The sequence below is a fragment of the Saccharothrix lopnurensis genome, from assembly GCF_042658445.1.
Taxonomy (GTDB): Bacteria; Actinomycetota; Actinomycetes; order Mycobacteriales; family Pseudonocardiaceae; genus Actinosynnema; species Actinosynnema lopnurensis.
In genome coordinates, this window is sequence record NZ_JBHSQO010000017.1 from 25600 (window position 1) to 44351 (window position 18752).

General features: G+C 74.4%; 17 protein-coding genes. 14 read left to right on the forward strand and 3 right to left on the reverse strand.

Annotated features, from left to right (window positions below; all coding sequences use genetic code 11):
• Positions 1-43: 43 nt before the first annotated feature.
• Complete coding sequence (gene rhaS, locus ACFP3R_RS18400) at positions 44-1123, forward strand: rhamnose ABC transporter substrate-binding protein (RefSeq protein ID WP_380637453.1); 1080 nt, start codon at positions 44-46, stop codon at positions 1121-1123.
• 26 nt (positions 1124-1149) lie between these two features.
• Here the strand turns inward: rhaS and ACFP3R_RS18405 are convergent, their stop codons facing one another.
• A complete protein-coding gene (locus ACFP3R_RS18405) occupies positions 1150-2160 on the reverse strand; it encodes a LacI family DNA-binding transcriptional regulator (protein WP_380637454.1) in 1011 nt (336 codons plus the stop codon).
• Positions 2161-2371: 211 nt separating this feature from the next.
• Here ACFP3R_RS18405 and rhaI point away from each other — a divergent pair, with 211 nt between their 5' ends.
• The 3 genes from rhaI to ACFP3R_RS18420 are packed head-to-tail and all read left to right on the forward strand — an operon-like array spanning position 2372 to position 7051.
• The gene (gene rhaI / locus ACFP3R_RS18410; protein WP_380637542.1) at positions 2372-3532 is read left to right on the forward strand and encodes an L-rhamnose isomerase; all 1161 of its coding nucleotides are present in this window, start codon (positions 2372-2374) and stop codon (positions 3530-3532) included.
• Positions 3533-3563: 31 nt separating this feature from the next.
• Complete coding sequence (locus ACFP3R_RS18415) at positions 3564-5603, forward strand: bifunctional aldolase/short-chain dehydrogenase (RefSeq protein ID WP_380637455.1); 2040 nt, start codon at positions 3564-3566, stop codon at positions 5601-5603.
• On the forward strand, positions 5600-7051 hold the full coding sequence (locus tag ACFP3R_RS18420) for a rhamnulokinase (protein ID WP_380637456.1): 1452 nt from the start codon (positions 5600-5602) through the stop codon (positions 7049-7051). The genes ACFP3R_RS18415 and ACFP3R_RS18420 overlap by 4 nt, the downstream gene beginning before the upstream one ends.
• Before the next feature lie 91 nt (positions 7052-7142).
• On the opposite strand, the gene ACFP3R_RS18425 is transcribed toward ACFP3R_RS18420, so the two are convergent.
• Positions 7143-7502 carry a GatB/YqeY domain-containing protein gene (locus ACFP3R_RS18425; protein ID WP_380637457.1) on the reverse strand — a complete coding sequence of 120 codons (360 nt, stop codon included), beginning with the start codon at positions 7500-7502 and terminating at the stop codon, positions 7143-7145.
• 66 nt (positions 7503-7568) lie between these two features.
• Here ACFP3R_RS18425 and ACFP3R_RS18430 point away from each other — a divergent pair, with 66 nt between their 5' ends.
• From ACFP3R_RS18430 to ACFP3R_RS37830, 7 genes are all read left to right on the forward strand, one after another.
• Positions 7569-8192 (forward strand): TetR/AcrR family transcriptional regulator, encoded by a 624-nt coding sequence (locus ACFP3R_RS18430; RefSeq protein WP_380637458.1) that lies wholly within the window; start codon positions 7569-7571, stop codon positions 8190-8192.
• A 103-nt stretch (positions 8193-8295) separates the two neighbouring features.
• Entirely contained in the window at positions 8296-9876 is a 1581-nt protein-coding gene (locus ACFP3R_RS18435; RefSeq protein WP_380637459.1) for a carboxylesterase/lipase family protein, read from the forward strand.
• 93 nt (positions 9877-9969) lie between these two features.
• Complete coding sequence (locus ACFP3R_RS18440; RefSeq protein ID WP_380637460.1) at positions 9970-10257, forward strand: hypothetical protein; 288 nt, start codon at positions 9970-9972, stop codon at positions 10255-10257.
• Between the two features lie 215 nt (positions 10258-10472).
• Positions 10473-11846 carry a chromate efflux transporter gene (gene chrA, locus ACFP3R_RS18445; RefSeq protein WP_380637461.1) on the forward strand — a complete coding sequence of 458 codons (1374 nt, stop codon included), beginning with the start codon at positions 10473-10475 and terminating at the stop codon, positions 11844-11846.
• 115 nt (positions 11847-11961) lie between these two features.
• Entirely contained in the window at positions 11962-12327 is a 366-nt protein-coding gene (locus tag ACFP3R_RS37825) for a hypothetical protein (protein WP_465269994.1), read from the forward strand.
• Entirely contained in the window at positions 12324-12458 is a 135-nt protein-coding gene (locus ACFP3R_RS37885) for a hypothetical protein (RefSeq protein WP_465269995.1), read from the forward strand. Before ACFP3R_RS37825 ends, ACFP3R_RS37885 begins: the two co-directional genes overlap by 4 nt.
• A gap of 151 nt (positions 12459-12609) precedes the next feature.
• A complete protein-coding gene (locus tag ACFP3R_RS37830; protein WP_417750598.1) occupies positions 12610-12870 on the forward strand; it encodes a hypothetical protein in 261 nt (86 codons plus the stop codon).
• A 50-nt stretch (positions 12871-12920) separates the two neighbouring features.
• Here the strand turns inward: ACFP3R_RS37830 and ACFP3R_RS18455 are convergent, their stop codons facing one another.
• Positions 12921-14585, reverse strand: coding sequence for a sensor histidine kinase (locus tag ACFP3R_RS18455; protein ID WP_380637462.1), 1665 nt, complete (start codon positions 14583-14585; stop codon positions 12921-12923).
• Between the two features lie 508 nt (positions 14586-15093).
• Between ACFP3R_RS18455 and ACFP3R_RS18460 the strand changes: the two genes are divergently transcribed.
• The 3 genes from ACFP3R_RS18460 to ACFP3R_RS18470 are packed head-to-tail and all read left to right on the forward strand — an operon-like array spanning position 15094 to position 18703.
• Positions 15094-15696 carry a DUF4956 domain-containing protein gene (locus ACFP3R_RS18460; RefSeq protein ID WP_380637463.1) on the forward strand — a complete coding sequence of 201 codons (603 nt, stop codon included), beginning with the start codon at positions 15094-15096 and terminating at the stop codon, positions 15694-15696.
• Positions 15693-16544, forward strand: a complete 852-nt coding sequence (locus ACFP3R_RS18465) for a polyphosphate polymerase domain-containing protein (protein WP_380637464.1) — start codon at positions 15693-15695, stop codon at positions 16542-16544. Before ACFP3R_RS18460 ends, ACFP3R_RS18465 begins: the two co-directional genes overlap by 4 nt.
• Positions 16535-18703 carry a CotH kinase family protein gene (locus ACFP3R_RS18470; RefSeq protein WP_380637465.1) on the forward strand — a complete coding sequence of 723 codons (2169 nt, stop codon included), beginning with the start codon at positions 16535-16537 and terminating at the stop codon, positions 18701-18703. Before ACFP3R_RS18465 ends, ACFP3R_RS18470 begins: the two co-directional genes overlap by 10 nt.
• Positions 18704-18752 lie beyond the last annotated feature (49 nt).

The window sequence follows — 18752 nt, forward strand, 5'->3', positions numbered from 1 at the left end:
CGAACCCGCGGAACGACGAAGTCCCGCCGTGAGAGGAACAGCCATGTCCCAGCTCAAGCGCGACCTGCGCCTCGGCCTGATCGCCACCGCGATGGCCGCCGTGCTGGTCACCGCCGCGTGCGGCGGCACCACCCGGGGCTCCGGGCAGGACGCCCCCGCCGGCGACCGGTCGACCGGCCTGGCGAACCCGGACGCACCGCTGACCGAGGGCCTGGACGTGGCGTTCCTGCCCAAGCAGGTGAACAACCCGTACTTCACCGTCGCCGACGGGGGCGGCAAGAGCGCCGTGGAGGAGTTCAAGGGCTCCTACAAGGAGGTCGGCCCCTCCGAGGCCAGCGCCTCGTCCCAGGTCAGCTACATCAACACGCTGTCGCAGCAGGGCACCGACGTCATCGTGACCTCGGCCAACGACCCGAACGCCATCTGCGGCGCGCTCACCAGCGCCCGCCAGGCGGGCGCCAAGGTGGTCACGTTCGACTCCGACACCAAGCCCGGGTGCCGCGACGTGTTCGTCAACCAGGCGAGCCCCGAGGGCATCGCGCGCAACCAGGTCGAGCTGATCTCCGAGCAGATCGGCGGCCGGGGCAGGATCGCGATCCTGTCCGCGACGCCGAACGCCACCAACCAGAACGCGTGGATCGAGCTGATGCGCCAGGAGCTGGCCAAGCCGGAGTTCAGCGGGATCGAGCTGGTCACCGTGGCCTACGGCAACGACGAGGACCAGAAGTCCTTCCAGGAGACCCAGGGCCTGCTGCGCTCCTACCCCGACCTCAAGGGGATCGTCTCCCCCACCACCGTCGGCGTCGCCGCCGCGGCGCGCTACCTGTCCGGTTCGGAGTACAAGGGCCGGGTCGCGCTGACCGGCCTGGGGACGCCGAACCAGATGCGGGAGTTCGTCAAGGACGGCACGGTCCGGTCCTTCGCCCTGTGGAAGCCCGCCGACCTGGGCTACCTCGCCGCCTACGCGGGCGCGGCGCTCGCGTCCGGCCGGATCACCGGCCAGGAGGGCGAGACGTTCGAGGCGGGCAGGCTCGGCGAGTACACGATCGAGGCAGGCGGGGTGGTGGTGCTCGGGCCGCCCTCGGTGTTCGACCGGGACAACATCGACCAGTTCGACTTCTGACGCGCCCGGCGGTGCGGGGTGGCCCCTCAGGCCACCCCGCCCAGCGGGCGGATGCGGGTGGACTCCCGCACGACCAGCTCCGGCTCGAACACCCGGCGCTCGTGCTCGTGCCCGTCCGGGTCCCGGGCCTCGGCCAGCAGGAGTTCCGCCGCGGTGCGCCCGAGCAGCTGCCGGGGCTGGGACACCGAGGTGAGCGGGACCGCGGCGGCCGCGGCGAACTCGATGTCGTCGTAGCCGACGATCGCCAGGTCCTCCGGCACGCGCAGGCCCAGGCGCACGGCCTGCTGGAGCAGGCCGAGGGCGAGCATGTCGTTGGCGCAGAAGGCCGCGCTCGGGCGGCGGGCGGCGGGCAGGCCGGCCAGGCGTTCCCCGGCCCGCCTGCCCTCGGCGACGTCCAGCCGCGCGGTCTCCAGCAGGGTCAGCGGCTCGGCGTCGGCGCGGACGAGGGCCCGCTCGGCGCCGGTGACGCGGTCCGCGACCTGGCCGATGGCGCGGGGACCGCCGATGAAGGCGATCCGGCGGTGCCCGGCGTCGAGCAGGTGGGAGACGGCGAGGTCGCCGCCCAGGACGTCGTCGACCGACACCGAGCAGCGGTCGGGTCCGGCGCCCCGGTCGACGACCACGACCGGTGTGCCCCGGGCCACCACGGCGGTGATGCGCGGGTCGTCGGCCTCCACGGGGGTGATGAGGATGCCCTCCACGCGCTGCTGTTCGAGCAGGTCGAGGTAGTTGGCCTGGCGCACGGCGTCCTCGCCGCCGTCGCACAGGAACAGCGCGCGGCCGGCCTCGTCCGCCACCTGCTGCGCGCCGGCGGCCACGTCGGTGAAGAACGGGTTGCGCGTGTCGAGCACGACGTAGGCGAGGGTGCGGCTGGTGCCCCCGCGCAGCTGCCTGGCCGACTCGTTGCGCACGAAGCCCAGTTCGGCGATGGCGTCCAGCACGCGCTTGCGGGTGCGCTCGGTCACCATCTCCGGGTGGTTGAGGACGTTCGACACCGTGCCCAGCGCGACCCCCGCGTGCGCGGCTACGTCTTTCATGCTCGGCGCGGCCACTGCGCACCTCTCCCTCCGCTACCGACCGGCTGCGGACTGAAACGTCAAGGCACCCGGTGTTCGGAGGAGCCTAGCAGGGGCGATGCCGGCGGAGCCCGACTGGGAGATCCACTTCGGACCCTGTTGTGAAACGTTCCAAGACCTACTAGCGTCCGTGTTCGCCGGTATTCGCGCTCCCGGGAGGAACGACGTGATGATGTCGCCGCAGGAGGCACTGTCCGACCTCGACGGGTTCACCATCGAGGTGCCGAGTTGGGCGTACGGGAACTCCGGCACCCGCTTCAAGGTCTTCACCACACCGGGCACCCCGCGTGACCCGTTCGAGAAGATCGCCGACGCCGCGCGGGTGCACGCGCTGACCGGGTTGGCCCCCCGGGTCTCGCTGCACGTCCCGTGGGACCGGGTCGAGGACTTCGGCCGGCTGCGCGCCCACGCCGAGGAGCTGGGCGTGCGGATCGGTGGCATCAACTCGAACCTGTTCCAGGACGACGACTACCGGCTCGGCTCGCTGACCCACGTCGACCCGCGCGTGCGGGCCAAGGCCGTCGCCCACCACCTCGACTGCGTCGACGTCATGCGCGCCACCGGCTCCACCGACCTCAAGCTGTGGCTGCCCGACGGCACGAACTACGCGGGCCAGGACTCGCTGCGCGGCCGGCAGGACCGGCTGGCCGGGTCGCTGCGGGAGATCTACGCCGCGCTGGACCCCGAGCACCGCCTGCTGGTGGAGTACAAGTTCTTCGAGCCGTACTTCTACACCATGGACATCCCCGACTGGGGGACCGCGCTGCTGCACTGCCAGGCCCTCGGCGAGCGCGCGCAGGTCGTGCTCGACACCGGCCACCACGCGCCGGGCACCAACATCGAGTTCATCGTCGTGCAGCTGCTGCGGGCCGGGCGGCTGGGCGCGTTCGACTTCAACTCCCGCTTCTACGCCGACGACGACCTCATCGTGGGCTCGGCCGACCCGTTCCAGCTGTTCCGGATCATGGTCGAGATCGTCGCGCAGGGCGCGCACCGGCCCGGGTCGGGCGTCAACTTCATGCTCGACCAGTGCCACAACATCGAGGACAAGATCGCCGGCCAGGTCCGCTCGGTCCTCAACGTCGAGCAGGCCCTGGCCAAGGCGCTGCTGGTGGACACGGCCGCGCTGACCGCCGCGCAGGAGGAGGGCGACGTGATCGGCGCGCACGACGTGCTGATGGACGCCTTCCACACCGACGTGCGCGGCGCGCTCGCCGACCGCCGCGAGGCCAGGGGCCTGCCCCGCGACCCGATGGCCGCCTACCGCGCCTCCGGCTACGCCGCGAAGATCGCCGCCGAGCGCGTCGGCGGCACCCAGGCCGGCTGGTCCTGACCACCCCCCGCCCCACGAGGAGCCTTCCCGCATGACCGACAACACCACCGCGGCCCGGCTGGTCGAGCGCTCGAACCGGCTGGGCGCCGACCCGCGCAACACCAACTACGCCGGGGGCAACACCTCCGCCAAGGGCGGCGGCACCGACCCGGTCACCGGCGAGCGGGTGGACCTGCTCTGGGTGAAGGGCTCGGGCGGCGACCTGGGCACGCTCACCGAGGCGGGGCTGGCCGTGCTGCGCCTGGACCGGCTGCGCGCCCTCGTCGACGTCTACCCCGGCGTGGAGCGGGAGGACGAGGTGGTCGCCGCGTTCGACCACTGCCTGCACGGCCGGGGCGGCGCGGCCCCGTCGATCGACACCGCCATGCACGGCCTGGTCGACGCGCCGCACGTGGACCACCTGCACCCCGACTCGGGCATCGCGCTGGCCACCGCGGCCGACGGCGAGGAGCTGACCCGGCGGTGCTTCGGCGACCGGGTCGTCTGGGTGCCGTGGCGGCGACCGGGCTTCCAGCTCGGGCTGGACATCGCGGCGGTGGCGGACGCCAACCCGGCCGCGATCGGCTGCGTCCTCGGCGGGCACGGCATCACCGCGTGGGGCGGGACGTCCGAGGAGTGCGAGGCGAACTCGCTGGAGATCATCCGCACGGCGGAGGAGTTCCTGGCCGAGCACGGGGTCGCCGAGCCGTTCGGCGCGGTCGTGCCGGGCTACGAGCCGCTGCCCGAGGCCGAGCGCCGCGCCAGGGCCGCCGCCCTCCTCCCCACCGTGCGCGGCCTGGTCTCGACCGACCACCCGCAGGTCGGCCACTACACCGACAGCGGGGCCGTGCTGGACTTCCTGGCCCGGGAGAAGCTCGCGCCGCTGGCCGAGCTGGGCACCTCGTGCCCGGACCACTTCCTGCGCACCAAGGTCAAGCCGCTGGTGGTCGACCTGCCCGGCACCGCGACCGTCGAGGAGGTCACCGCGCGGCTCCGGGAGCTCCACGCCGCCTACCGGGAGGACTACCGCGCCTACTACGAGCGGCACGCCGGCGCGGACTCGCCGGCGATGCGCGGCGCGGACCCGGCCGTCGTGCTGGTGCCCGGCGTGGGCATGTTCTCCTTCGGCCGCGACAAGCAGACCGCGCGCGTCGCGGGCGAGTTCTACGTCAACGCCGTCAACGTGATGCGCGGCGCGGAGTCCGTGTCGACCTACCGGCCCATCCCGGAGTCGGAGAAGTTCCGCATCGAGTACTGGGCGCTGGAGGAGGCCAAGCTGGCGCGCCGGCCCAGGCCCAAGCCGCTGGCCGCGCGCGTGGCGCTGGTGACGGGCGCGGCCTCGGGCATCGGCAAGGCCGTCGCCGAGCGGTTGGCCGCCGAGGGCGCCTGCGTGGTCGTGGCCGACCTGGACGCGGAGAAGGCCGCGGCGGTCGCCGGCGCGATCGGGTCGACCGACGTGGCGATCGGCGTGGGCGCGGACGTGTCCGACGAGGACGCCGTGGCGCGGGCGTTCGCGGAGGCCGTGCTCGCCTTCGGCGGGGTGGACCTGGTGGTGAACAACGCCGGGTTGTCGATCTCCAAGCCGCTGCTGGAGACCACCGCCCACGACTGGGACCTCCAGCACGACGTGATGGCCAAGGGCTCGTTCCTGGTCTCGCGGGCCGCCGCGCGCGTGATGGTCGACCAGGGCATCGGCGGCGACGTCGTCTACATCTCCAGCAAGAACGGCGTGTTCGCCGGGCCCAACAACGTCGCCTACGGCGCCGCCAAGGCCGACCAGGCGCACCAGGTGCGGCTGCTGGCCGCCGAGCTGGGCCCGCACGGCATCCGCGTCAACGGCGTCAACCCCGACGGCGTGGTGCGCGGCTCGGGCATCTTCGCCGGGGGCTGGGGCGCCCAGCGCGCCGCCGTCTACGGGGTGAAGGAGGAGGAGCTGGGCGCCTACTACGCCAAGCGCACCCTGCTCGGCCGCGAGGTGCTGCCCGAGCACGTCGCCGCCGCGGTCTTCGCGCTCACCGGCGGCGACCTGTCCCAGACCACCGGGCTGCACGTCCCGGTCGATTCCGGCGTCGCCGCCGCGTTCCTGCGGTGACGGCGCGCGCGCGGGTCGCGGCGGTGGACCTGGGCGCGTCCAGCGGACGCGTCATGGCCTTCGACATCGCCCCCGACCGTATGAACTTCACCGAGGCGCACCGGTTCCCCAACCGGCCGGTGCGGCTCGGGGGCACGCTGCACTGGGACGTGCTCGCGCTGCACCGCGGCGTGCTCGACGGCCTGCGGGCGGTCGAGCCGCGGCTGGACGCGGTCGGCGTCGACTCGTGGGCGGTGGACTACGGCCTGCTCGACGCCACCGGGGCGCTGCTGGGCAACCCGGTCCACTACCGGGACGCGCGCACCGACGGCGCGGCCGACGCCGTGCACGCCCGCGTGCCCGCCGCCGAGCTGTACGGCGTGACCGGGGTGCAGGTGCTGCCGTTCAACACCGTCTACCAGCTGGCCGCCGCCGCGGGCACGCCGCAGCTGGCGGCCGCCCGGCAGCTGCTCCTCGTCCCGGACCTGCTGGGCCACTGGCTGACCGGGGCGCGCGTCGCGGAGGTCACCAACGCCTCCACCACGGGCCTGCTGGACGCGCGGACCCGGACGTGGTCGCGGGAGCTGATGGCGCGCCTGGACCTCGACCCCGACCTGTTCCCGCCCCTGGTGGAGGCGGGGACGGTGGTCGGCGACCTGCTGCCGCACGTGCTGGCCGAGACCGGCCTGACCGGGCCGGTGCCGGTGGTGGCGGTCGGGTCGCACGACACGGCCTCGGCCGTGGTCGCGGTGCCCGCCGAGGGGAGCCGTTTCGCCTACGTCGCCACCGGTACGTGGTCGCTGGTCGGCGTGGAGCTGGCCGGGCCGGTGCTGACCGGGGCCGGCCGCCGGGCCAACTTCTCCAACGAGCTGGGCGTGGACGGCACGGTGCGCCACCTGCGCAACGTGATGGGCCTGTGGCTGCTCCAGGAGTGCCTGCGCGAGTGGGGCGACCCGGCCCTGGGCCCCTTGCTGGCGGCCGCGGCCGACGAGCCCGCCCTCGCCGCCGTGGTCGACGCGGGCGATCCGGCGTTCATCCCGCCGGGTGACATGCCGGCCCGCCTCGCCGCCGCCTGCGCCCGCACCGGGCAGCCCCCGCCCACGACACCCGCCGCGGTCGTGCGGTGCGTGCTGGACAGCCTGGCGCTGGCGCACCGCCGGGCGGTGCGCGAGGCGGCCGACCTGTCGGGCCGGCAGGTCGACGTCGTGCACGTCGTCGGCGGGGGCGCGCGCAACGCGCTGCTGTGCCGGCTCACCGCCGACGCCTGCGGGCTGCCCGTGGTGGCCGGGCCGGTCGAGGCGGCCGCCTGCGGGAACGCCCTGGTGCAGGCGCGGGCGCTCGGGGTGGTGAGCGGTGGGCTGGCGGAGCTGCGCGCCCTGGTGCGGGCCTCGACCGGGTTGGCGCGGTACGAGCCGGGCGGGGGTACCGGGGACTGGCGGGCGGCGGAGGAACGGTTGTTCCCCGGCTGAGCGGTGGTCCCCCGGTGTGGTCCGGTTCGACTGCGGGGAACTCGACGGCGGGGCCCGACGGCGGACGTCGCGGGCTCCCCCGTCAGCCGGTTCAGGCGCTCGACCCCAGGTGCCGCTCCAGCACCCCGGCCTCCGCGCGCAACCGCTCCGCCACGTCGTCGCGGCCCAGCCGCTCGTACTCCGCCGCCGCCACCGAGCGCTCCCGCGCCTCTTCCTCCACGATCGACCGCACGTCCGCCTCGGTGAGCTGCCGGCGCTCCGCCTCCGCCGCGCCGAGCCCGGCCACCGCGCCCGCGATGTGCTCGCCGCCCGCCGCGGGCCCCGCCGGGGCCTCGACGGGCACGGCCTCGGCGTTGTCGATCGCCGACAGGGCGGAGCGGAGCGCGGCGATCGCCACGCGGTCCCGTTCCTTGAGGGCCGATTTCAGGGCTTCGCCGAGCGTGGCGCGCATGTGCGGGGGTCCAATCCGGTGGGGCGGTGGGACTTCGGGGGCTACCGGCGGTTGTACGCTACCGGGGTGCCGCGGGTTGCCGATCACGATCAGCGTCGGGCCCAGGTCGCGCGGGCGTTCCAGCGGCTGCTCGCCGCGGAGGGGTTCGCCGCCGTCTCGTTCTCGCGGGTGGCGGCCGAGGCAGGGGTCTCGGTCGGGCTCATCCAGCACTACTTCACCGGCAAGGACGCGCTGCTCCGCTTCGCCTACGAGGACGCCGCGGACAGGCTGGGCGAACGGGTCCGCGTCCGCGTCCGGGACGGCGCGGCGGCCGGTCTCCCGGTCGCGCGGGTGCTGCTGGACACCCTGGTCGAACTGCTGCCGCTCGACGCGGAGCGGGACGTCGAGTACCGCGTCCGGCAGGGGCTCCAGGTGCAGGCGCTGCACCACCCCGAGCTGGCGGAGGTCGCGCGCAAGGCGGGCCGCGACATCCTCGGCTACGTCACGGCGGTGGTCGAGGACGGCGTGGCGCGCGGCGAGGTGGAGGCCGGGGTGGACGCGGTGCCGGCGGCCCGCATGATCCTGGCGACCGTGCAGGGCCTGGCCGACCAGGTGGTCCTGTCGGGCGCGGGCTCGTTCCCGGTCCGGGAGGTGCTGGGTCGGGCCGTCGCCGCGGTGTTCACCGGGCGGCGCGGTTCGGTCGATCGCTGACACCCCCTCTCGGCACGGCGCGGGCGGAAACCCCCGAGACAGGGGCGATCCCGTGCGGCTACCGTAGCAATATGACCATATTGCCACCTCCGCCGGGGCACCCGTGACGGCCCGGCACGCCACCGTGCGGCTCGGCGCGGGCGTCGTCCGCGGCCGGCGGCTCGACGGGCACCTCTCGTTCCGGGGCATCCCCTACGCCGCGGCCCCGGTCGGGGACCGGCGGTGGCGCCCGCCCGCACCGGTCGAGCCGTGGTCCGGCGTCCGGGACGCCACCGAACCCGGGAACCCCCCGCCGCAGGCGGCCCAGGCGTTCGACGGCACCGCCTCCCTCGACGAGGACTGCCTGACGCTGGACGTCACCGCGCCGGAGACGCCGGGGACGCCGACGACCCCCGGGACCGGGCGCCCGGTGGTGGTCTGGCTGCACGGCGGCGGCGGGACGAGCGGGAACGCCTCCACCCACGACCGCCACCGGCTCGCCGTCACCGGGGACGTGGTCGTCGTGGCGCCGAACGCCCGGCTCGGCGTGCTGGGCTGCTTCGGCTACCCGGGCCTGGCCGGCAGCGGCTCCTTCGGCCTGCTGGACCAGCAGGCGGCGCTGCGCTGGGTGCGGCGGGAGATCGGGCGGTTCGGCGGCGACCCGGCGAACGTGACCCTGGTCGGGTCGTCGTACGGGGCGCTCCTGGTCGCCGCGCACCTGGTGTCGCCCGGGTCGGCCGGGCTGTTCCACCGGGCGGTGCTCCAGAGCCCGTTCGGGGTGCTGGGCCCGACGCCGGCGCACACCCTGATCCCCGGTGTGCCGGCGCTCCCGACCCGGTGGACCCCGTCGGCGGAGCTGGAGCGGCTCGGCGTCGCCACCGCCGTCGAGCACGGCTGGGTCGAGCGGGGCGGCGACCCGGCGACGGCGCTCGCGCGGCTGCGCCGGGTGCCGGTGGCGGACCTGCTCCCGGCCTCCGCCGCCTTCACCCGACCGGCCTTCGGCGGCCCGGCGCTGCCCGAGTCGCCCGCGACGGCCCTGCCCGGCGGCCGCTTCCACCGGGTGCCGGTGGTGGTGGGCACCACGAGCGACGAGGCGCGGTTCTACGTCAGCCTCTTCGCGGACCTGGCCGGCGACCCGGTCACCGCCGGGGACCTCCCGCGGCTGCTGGCCGAGGCGTTCGGCGACGCGGCGGACGAGGTCGCCGCGCGCTACCCGCTCGACCGCTTCCCGACCCCCGGCCTCGCCTGGGCGCGGATCTGCACCGACCGGGCCTGGGCGCGGCCGGCCTGGGACCTGGGCCGCGCCCTCGCGGAGCACACCGACACCTGGTTCTACGAGTTCGCCGACCCGGACGCGCCGCCGCCCGTGCCCGTGCCGGGGTTCCCGGCCGGGGCCCAGCACGCCGCCGAGCTGGCCTACCAGTTCGACCTGCCCGGCGGACCGCCCCTGTCGCCGGCGCAGCGGGAGCTGGGCGACCGGGTGAACCGGTACTGGGCGGCCTTCGCCGCCCGCGGCGAACCCAGCGGCGGCGAACCCAGCGGCGGCGAACCCAGCGGCGGCGAACCCAGCGGCGGCGAACCCAGCGGCGACGGCCTGCCCGCCTGGCCCCGCTTCGAGCACGTCCAGTCCCTGGCGCCCGACCGGATCGGCGGCACCGACTACGCGGCGGGCCACCACCTGGACTTCTGGGCGCGGATGCCCTGACCCCGGTAAATCGGGTCGCCCCGGTGCGGCGTCCCCCGTAGGTTCGCCCGGCGGGGGGCACGAGCCCGCCGCCGGACCCGGGGGGATTCAGCGGTGCGCGAGGGGACGACGATGCGGGTCGACCCGTCGAACGCCGAGCAGCTGCGCGCCTGGGACGGTGACCAGGGCGCGTACTGGGCGGCCCGCGCCGAGCGCTTCGACGAGGGCGTCGCCGGCTACCAGGACCGGCTCCTGACCGCGGCGGCGATCGAGCCGGGCTCGACCGTCCTGACGGACGGCCTGGACGAGGCCGACCGGGCGCGCGCCGTGGCCGACCTGCGGGCGGACATGGCCGACCACCTGACCGACCGGGGGTGCGGTACGGCTCGGCGGCGTGGCTGATCCAGGCGCGCCGGCCCTGAGCCGGGAGCCGGTCGCCCGGGGACGAGCGGGAGGGTCATCGCCGGCTACCGGACACCCGGTGGTCGAGGTCCCGCAACGCCGCGGCAACCGGTCGGCCACCCCGCCCGCCCAGCACGTGGGCGCCGCACGCCCCGGGACGCGGTCGCGACTACCTTGCTCGTGCCCACGTGGGAGGCCGCAGGAGGGAACCGCCGATGACCCCGACCCCGACCCCGGACCGGGACGTGGTGCCGCTGCGCACGGCGACCCGGGCGTGGTTCCTGATCTCGCTCCAGACCTTCGGCGGGCCGGCGGGCCAGATCGCGGTCATGCAGCGGACGCTGGTGGAGGAGAGGCGCTGGATCGGCAGGCAGCGCTTCCTGCACGCGCTGAACTACTGCATGGTGCTGCCCGGCCCGGAGGCCCAGCAGCTGGCGATCTACGTGGGGTGGCTGCTGAACGGCCGTCGCGGCGGCCTGATCGCGGGGACCCTGTTCGTGCTGCCCGGCGTGCTGGCCCTGCTCGCGCTGTCGGCGGTCTACGTGGCCTTCGGCGACACCACCGCCGTGCTCGCGGTGCTGGCGGGGCTCGCCCCGGCGGTGGTCGCGATCGTCGCCCAGGCCGTCGTGCGCGTCGGCCGGACCGCGCTGGGCCACCCCGCACTGGTCGCGATCGCCGTCACCGGGTTCGCCGCGCTCGCGCTGTTCGCGGTCCCGTTCCCGGTCGTCGTCGCGGCGGCCGCCGGCGCGGGCTGGGCGCTGGGCCGGTTCGTCCCGGCCACCGCCCGTGCCCGGGGGCACGACGCCGCGGACGACGGCCCCGCGCCGCTGATCCCCGACGACGTCCCGCACCAGGAGACCTCCTCGGCCCGCCGCGGCCTGACCGTGCTCGGCGTCGGCCTGCTCGCCTGGGCCGCCCCGGTGGTCGCGGTCGCGGTGCTCACCGGGACGGGCAGCACGCTCACCCACCAGGGGCTCTTCTTCTCCGGCACCGCCGTGGTGACCTTCGGCGGCGCCTACGCCGTGCTCGCCTTCGTCGCCCAGCGCGCGGTCGAGGTCTACGGCTGGCTCTCCGCGCGGGACATGGTGCGCGGCCTGGCGCTGGCCGAGTCCACGCCCGGCCCGCTGATCATGGTGGTGCAGTTCGTGGCGTTCCTGGGGGCTTACCACCACCCCGGCGAGCTGGACCCGTGGGTCGCCGGGGTGGTGGGCGCGCTGCTGACGACCTGGGTCACCTTCGTGCCCTGCTTCCTGTTCGTGCTGCTCGGCGCGCCCCACGTGGAACGCCTGCGGCACAACCGCTTCCTCTCCGCCGCGCTGACCGGCATCACCGCCGCCGTGGTCGGGGTGATCGCCAACCTCGCCCTGTACTTCGCCGTGCACACCCTCTTCGCCGACGGCCGGGTCCACCGGTTCGGGCCGCTGCGCCCGGACCTGCCCGAGCTCGCGAGCTTCCGCCCCGTGGCCGCCGCGATCACCGGGATCGCCCTGGTGCTGGTCTTCGCGCTCCGCTGGCCGATGTCGCGGGTGCTGCTCACCTGCGCCGGTCTCGGGGTGGTCGCCGCGCTGCTCGGCCTGCCCGTCGCCTGACCCCGCCGGCAGCCCGCCAAGAGGTGGCTGTTGCAGGTCAGGTGCTGTTGCGGCGTCGTCGCACCGGTACCCGGGCACGTACAGTGCCACGGTTCGCCACCGACGGGAGACCGCCGTGCCGACCGTGCTCGCCCACCGCGCGTACCGCCGGTTGTTCACCGCGCAGGCGATCGCCCTGGTGGGCACCGGCCTGGCCACCGTGGCGCTCGCCCTGCTCGCCCACGACCTCGCCGGGCCCGACGCCGGGACCGTCCTGGGCACCGCGCTGGCGATCAAGATGGTGGCCTACGTGGGAGTCGCGCCCCTCGCGGGCGCGCTGGCCGCCCGGCTGCCGCGCACCCCCTGCTGGTCGGCCTCGACCTGGTCCGCGCCGACCTCGCGCTGGGCCTGCCCTGGGTCGACCGGGTGTGGCAGGTCTACGCGCTGGTGTTCCTGCTCCAGGCGGCGTCGGCGGCGTTCACCCCGGTCTTCCGGGCGGTGATCCCGGAACTCCTGCCCGACGAGCGCGACCACACCCGCGCCCTGAGCCTGTCGCGCCTGGCCTACGACCTGGAGAGCCTGCTCGGCCCGCTGCTCGCCGCCGCAGCGCTCACCACGGTCTCGGCTCGCTGACCGCCGCCCTGGCGCCGCCCCGGGTCCTGGCGCACCACCCCGGCCGCACCGTGGTGCTGCGCGCCTGCGCCGGCCTGACCGCCGTGCCGGCGCTCTCCGTGCCGGTCACCGCCCTGCTCGACGCCGCCCGGTGGCCCGCGCTGCTGGTGCTGTGGGCCCTGCTCGGCGCGGGCTGCTCGCTCGTCCTCACCCCGGCGGCCGCCTGCTGCGCCGCTCCGCCCGCCCCGCCCACCTGCCCGCGGTGTTCGCCGCGGACTTCTCGCTCTCGCACGCGTGCCGGCTGCTGTGCTACCCGCTCGCGGGGGTGCTGGCCACCGCCACCACCACGCCGGTCACCCTCGGCGGGCGGCGGCGCCACACCCACGCCTACCGGATCGACGAATTCCACACCCGCTGGCCCACGACCGCCTGACCGCGACCGGGCCACCGCGCAGGCCGGACCGTGCTCAGGCCAGGCCGCGCTCAGGCCGGCACGGCCTCCGCCGGGCTCGCCACGACCGCGTCGACCGGGACCGGGAGGGTGAACCGCAGCCGGGCGCCCGGCGAGTGGTCGGTGTCCAGGGCGATCGCGCCGCCGTGGTGCTCGACGATCTTCTTGCAGATGGCCAGCCCGATGCCGGTGCCGGTGTAGGCGTCGCGGGCGTGCAGGCGCTGGAAGATGACGAACACCTTCTCGGCGAACTCGACCGGGATGCCGATGCCGTTGTCGGTCACGGCCAGCTCCCAGACCGCCGTCCCGTCGGGGTGCGCGCCCGCCTCGCAGCTGATCCGGATCACCGGCGGGCGGTCGGGGTCGCGGAACTTGATCGCGTTGCCGACGAGGTTCTGCCACAGCATGGTCAGCAGGGTGGGGTCGGCGACGACGTCCGGGAGGCGCTCGGGCCGCTCGACGCGGGCGCCGCTCTCCTCGATCGCGGTGGCCAGGTTGTCCAGCGCCCGGTCGAGGCCGCGGTCCAGGGAGACCCTGGTCTGGTTGCTGTTGAGCCTGCCGACGCGGGAGAAGGTCAGCAGGTCGTTGATCAGCACCTGCATCCGCTTGGCCCCGTCCACCGCGAAGTCGATGTACTGCACGCCGCGGTCGTCGAGCACGGCGCGGTAGCGCTTCTCCAGCAGCTGGCAGAACGAGGCGACCTTGCGCAGCGGTTCCTGGAGGTCGTGGGAGGCCACGTAGGCGAACTGCTCCAGCTCCGCGTTGGACCGGCGCAGCTCCTCCGCCCGCGCGTCCAGGGCGGCGGCCTGCTCGGCCAGGCGCTCCTGCCTGGCGCGCGCGGCCTCCAGCGCCTCGACGATGCGCCCGCGCATGTCCTCCACGTCCTCGGCGACCGAACGCAGGTCCGCCGGTCCGTGGGGCACGATGCGCAGGTCGAACTCGCCGCGGGCGACGCGGCGGGAGGTCGTGCGCAGCTCGTCCAGCGGCCCGACCACCATCGTGCGCACCACCAGGGCGAGCGCGGCGGCGGTCAGCAGCAGGCCGGCGACCACGGTGCCGAAGACCCAGTTGCGCACCGAACGGGCGCGCAGCAGTTCCCCCCGCCCCTCCCCCTGGGCCTCCAGCAGGTCCTCGTTCTGGGTCTCGAACAGCCCGCGCAGGCGGTCGAAGGCGACCTTGCCCCGCTCGGCGAGCTCGACGTCGACCCGGCTCGGCGTCCCCGGCGACACGCCGGCCACCAGCGGGTCGGCGTAGTCGCGGCGCCAGGTGCGCGCCGCCTCCTCGATCGACGCCACGTCCGCCAGCAGCCGCTCGCGACCGGGCAGCAGCTCCCGCAACCGGGCGACGGCCTGCCGCTCGACCTCCACGCCCTCGGTGTAGGGGGCGAGGAACTGCGGTTCGGCGGTGACGGCGTAGCCGCGCGCGCCGTTCTCCTGGTCCACCAGGGCGTTCTGCAACCGGTACGCCTCGGCGCGCGCCGGCAGGACGCCCTGGAGCTGCTGGTCCGACACCCGGGCGGTGTGCCGCAGCACCTCCGCGCCCACCACCGCGCCGACCAGCACCAGCAGGCACATCACCGCGAGCAGCAGGAAGAACCACGCCTGGACCGTCAGGCCGTGCCCCCGGGCCCGCCCGTCGACGACCGGGGAGGGCGCCTGGCGGGGCACCTCTGGGGAAGACCCCTTGGGGGAGGACACCGCACCCACCTCTCCGGACAGGTCCCGGCGTCGAGCCCGTGACCGTGGTCGACCGCAGCGAAGGATAGACAGCGCGCGCCCGGCCGACGCGGGGCACCCGCCCCGGCCTGGACGCGGCCCACGGCGCGGCCCGGTCGTGCCGGCCGGGCACCCTCGCGACCGATCCCCACTCCCCCGGAACCACACCGCCGGTTCCCAGCAGCCCAAACCGAAACTTTCGACGTTGGGTGGCGTAGTACCGATACGCTCCGCACCGACCTTCGGTGCCCGTCAGACGGCGGCAACAACCCCCGCCGAACAAGCCGGAGCAGGGAAAGTTTGCTCCTTTTGGCGCACCGCGAGGCACCGGAAGGTCATTGACGCGACACCTCGGATGCACCTATCGTTTGCGGGGAGTTCCCGAAAGTTTACCCACAGGTTCGAAAGTTTCGGCGACCGTCCTGCAGACCCCCGCCAAGAAGCGGGCGGTGCCCGGCCGATCCCGCACCGGCTCAGGAGGACGTACGAGATGCCACAACTCGTCCTGTTCGCGATCGACATCTGCGCGGTGGTGTTGCTCGTCTTCGGGCTTTACTTCCCGCGACACCGCCGGCGCGACCTGGTCGTCGCCTACCTGGGCGTCAACATCGGCGTCCTGGCGGTGGCGAGCGCGCTGAGCACCAGCAACGTCGGGGCCGGGCTCGGCCTGGGGATGGCGCTGTTCGGCGTGCTGTCCATCATCCGCCTGCGCTCGACGGAGCTCGACCAGCACGAGGTCGCGTACTACTTCTCCGCCCTCGCCCTGGGCCTGCTCGGCGCGCTGAGCACCTCCTCGGCGTGGCTCAACGGCGGTCTGATGGCGCTGATCCTGCTGACCATGTTCCTGGGCGACCACCGGCGGCTGTTCCGGCACTACCGGCACCAGATCCTGGTGCTGGACTCGGCCATCACCGACCACGTCGTGCTGATCGCCCACCTGGAGCAGCTGCTCAACGGCCGGGTGCACACCGCCACCATCCAGCGGATCGACCTGGTGAACGAGACCACGATCGTCGACGTCCGCTACGCGCTGACCGCTCGCGGGCCGGCCACCGCGTCCGGCTCGCCCGCACGTTCCGGAGCACACCGATGACCACGATCGCCATCACGCCGGTCCTGGCGCGGATCGCCCCGGTCAGCCTCGCCGAGCTGATCGAGCGCGCCGCGCTCCAGACCAGGGTGGACCGCAAGTACCTCGTCCCGACCGAGGCGCTGCCGCGCCTGCTGGAGCAGCTCAGGCCGTCCGCCCGGGTGCTGGACATCGACGGCGAGCGCACCTTCCGCTACGAGTCGGTGTACTTCGACACCCCCGGGCTGGACAGCTACCACTGCGCGGCCTACCGCAGGCGCAGGCGGTTCAAGGTGCGCACCCGCACCTACCTCGACTCCGGCCAGTGCTGGCTGGAGGTCAAGATCAGCGGGGCGCGGGGCAACATCACCAAGCACCGGCTGCCCTACCACGTCCGGGACTGCGGCACCGTGCGGCCGGGGCGCGACTTCGTCGACGAGGCGCTCGGCCGCGAGTCGCTGGGTCCCGGCGCGGACAGCGCCCTGGACCCGGTGCTGGTGACCGACTACCACCGCACCACCCTGCTGCTGCCCGCCACCAACAGCCGGGTCACCGTCGACACCGCGCTGATCTGGCGCGCCTCGGACTCGGTGCTGCGGCTGCCCGGCGTCGCCGTGGTCGAGACCAAGAGCACCTCGGCCGCCACCCCGGTCGACCGCCTGCTGTGGCAGGAGGGCCTGAGGCCCGCCCGCATCTCCAAGTACGCCACCGGTCTGGCCGCGCTGCGGCTGGACCTGCCCGACGCGCCGTGGCGGCGGACGCTGCGCCGCCACTTCCGCGCCGCCGCCCCGGCCCGCCGCGGCACCGCGTCGCCCCTGGTCTCGGCGACGTCCCACTCCCCCCGAACCGAGCAGGAGGCATCGTGCGCTTGACCCCACGCGGCAGCGGCGCCGCGTCGACACCCCGCACCAAGGGCATCGCGGTCGCCGCCGCGCTCATCGCCGGACTCCTCCTGCCGTTACCGCTGGCGGCCGGCGCCGAACCCGGACCCGGATCGGCCGACCCCGCCGCGAGCGCCCCGGCTGCCGACACCTCCGCTGCCGACACCTCCGCGGCCGACACCTCGGCAGCCGACGCCGTCACCGCGGCCGCCTCGGCGGAGAGCCTCGTCGGCGACATCACCTTCTCCGTGCCCAGCGGCACCTTCCAGGGACAGGTGTCGGTGTCCCTGGGCACCACCGTCAGCGGGGCCCAGATCCGCTACACCACCAACGGGCAGCTGCCCACCGCGCAGTCACCGCTCTACCCCGGCACGCCGCTCCGGTTCACCGCCACCACCCAGCTGCGGGCGCAGGCGTTCGTCGGCCAGGCGGCCTCCGGCGCGCCCGGGACGGCCATGTACGTCGCCCGCGAGGCCACCGCGACCACCGCCCACGACCTGCCGGTGGTCCTGATCGACTCCTACGGCGCGGGCAAGCCCGCCCGGGAGGACTTCCACGCCGCCACCATGATCTTCCAGCCGACCGCCGGCGGGACGACGTCCCTGGCCGCGGCCCCGGCGGTGGCCACCCGCTCCGGGTTCCGGCTGCGCGGGCAGTCGTCGTCCTCGTTCGAGAAGGCGCCTTACCGCATCGAGTTCTGGGACAACGACGACGACGACGCCGACTACCCGGTGCTGGGGATGCCCGCCGACTCCGACTGGGTGCTGCGCGGGCCGTTCCCGGACAAGTCGCTGATCCGCGAGGCCCTCGTCTACGACCTCGGTCGGGAGATGGGCCTCCAGGTGCCGCGGTACTCGTTCGCGGAGTTCTACCTCAACACCGACAGCACCGGCGTGGGCGCCAACGACTACATGGGCGTCTACATGATCGTCGAGACGATCAAGAACAACAAGGCGCGGCTCAACCTCAAGCAGCTGGACGAGGACGACCTCACCCTGCCCAAGATCACCGGCGGGTACATCTGGAAGTTCGAGTGGATGGCCGCCGAGGAGCCGACGCTGCCGTGCACCGGTCCCGCGGCGACCTGCTGGAACTACCTGGAGGTGGTCGACCCCGACCCGTTGCAGCCCGCCCAGCGCGAGTGGCTGCGAGGTCACCTCCAGGAGTTCCACGACGTGCTGCGGGCGCCGAACTTCGCCGACCCGAACACCGGCTACCGCAAGTACATCGACGTCGGTTCCTTCATCAACCACATGATCGTCAACGAGTTGAGCCGGAACATGGACGCCTACCTGCGCAGCACCTACTTCCACAAGGACCGCGACGGCAAGATCTTCGCCGGTCCGCTGTGGGACTTCGACCTCACCTTCGGCGTGGGCGGGTTCTTCCAGAACGACCAGGTCGCGGGGTGGCAGTACCAGCAGACCAGGCAGCCGCAGGCCAACGACTGGTTCACCCAGCTCCTGCGGGACCCGGCCTTCGTCAACGAGCTGAAGGCGCGCTGGCAGTCGCTGCGCCGCGGGCCGCTGTCCGACGCCTCCCTCCAGACCAGGGTCGACGGCCTCTCCAGGCCGCTGACCAACGCCGCGCAGCGCAACTTCCAGCGCTGGCCGAACCTCTCCACGCGGATGATCGGCTTCTTCAACACGCCGACCGCGCCCACCTGGCAGGGCCAGGTGCAGGCCATGCGGGACTGGATGCTGCGCCGGGCCGCGTGGCTGGACTCGACGGCCGGGTGGGGCGGGACCACGACGACGACACCCACCACCACGACCACGACCGGCACGACGACGACCACGACCACGACCACGACGACCACCACCACCACGACCACCACGCCGCCGTTGCCGTCCGGGTGCAGCGCGACGTACGCGGTCACCAACCAGTGGCCCGGCGGGTTCCAGGGCGAGGTCCGGGTCACCGCAGGCACCTCGGCGCTGACCAACTGGACCGTGTCCTGGACGTTCACCAACGGCGGCGCGATCAGCCAGGCGTGGAACGCCACCGTCACCAGCCAGGGGACGACGGTCACCGCCCGCAACGCCTCCCACAACGGCTCGGTCCCGGCGGGCGGCAGCACCACCTTCGGGTTCCTCGGCACGGCCACCGGGGCGCCCGGCGCCTCGGCGCTCACCTGCACGACCGGCTGACAACCGGCTGACGACCGGTCGCGGGCCCGGCACCTCGCGGTGCCGGGCC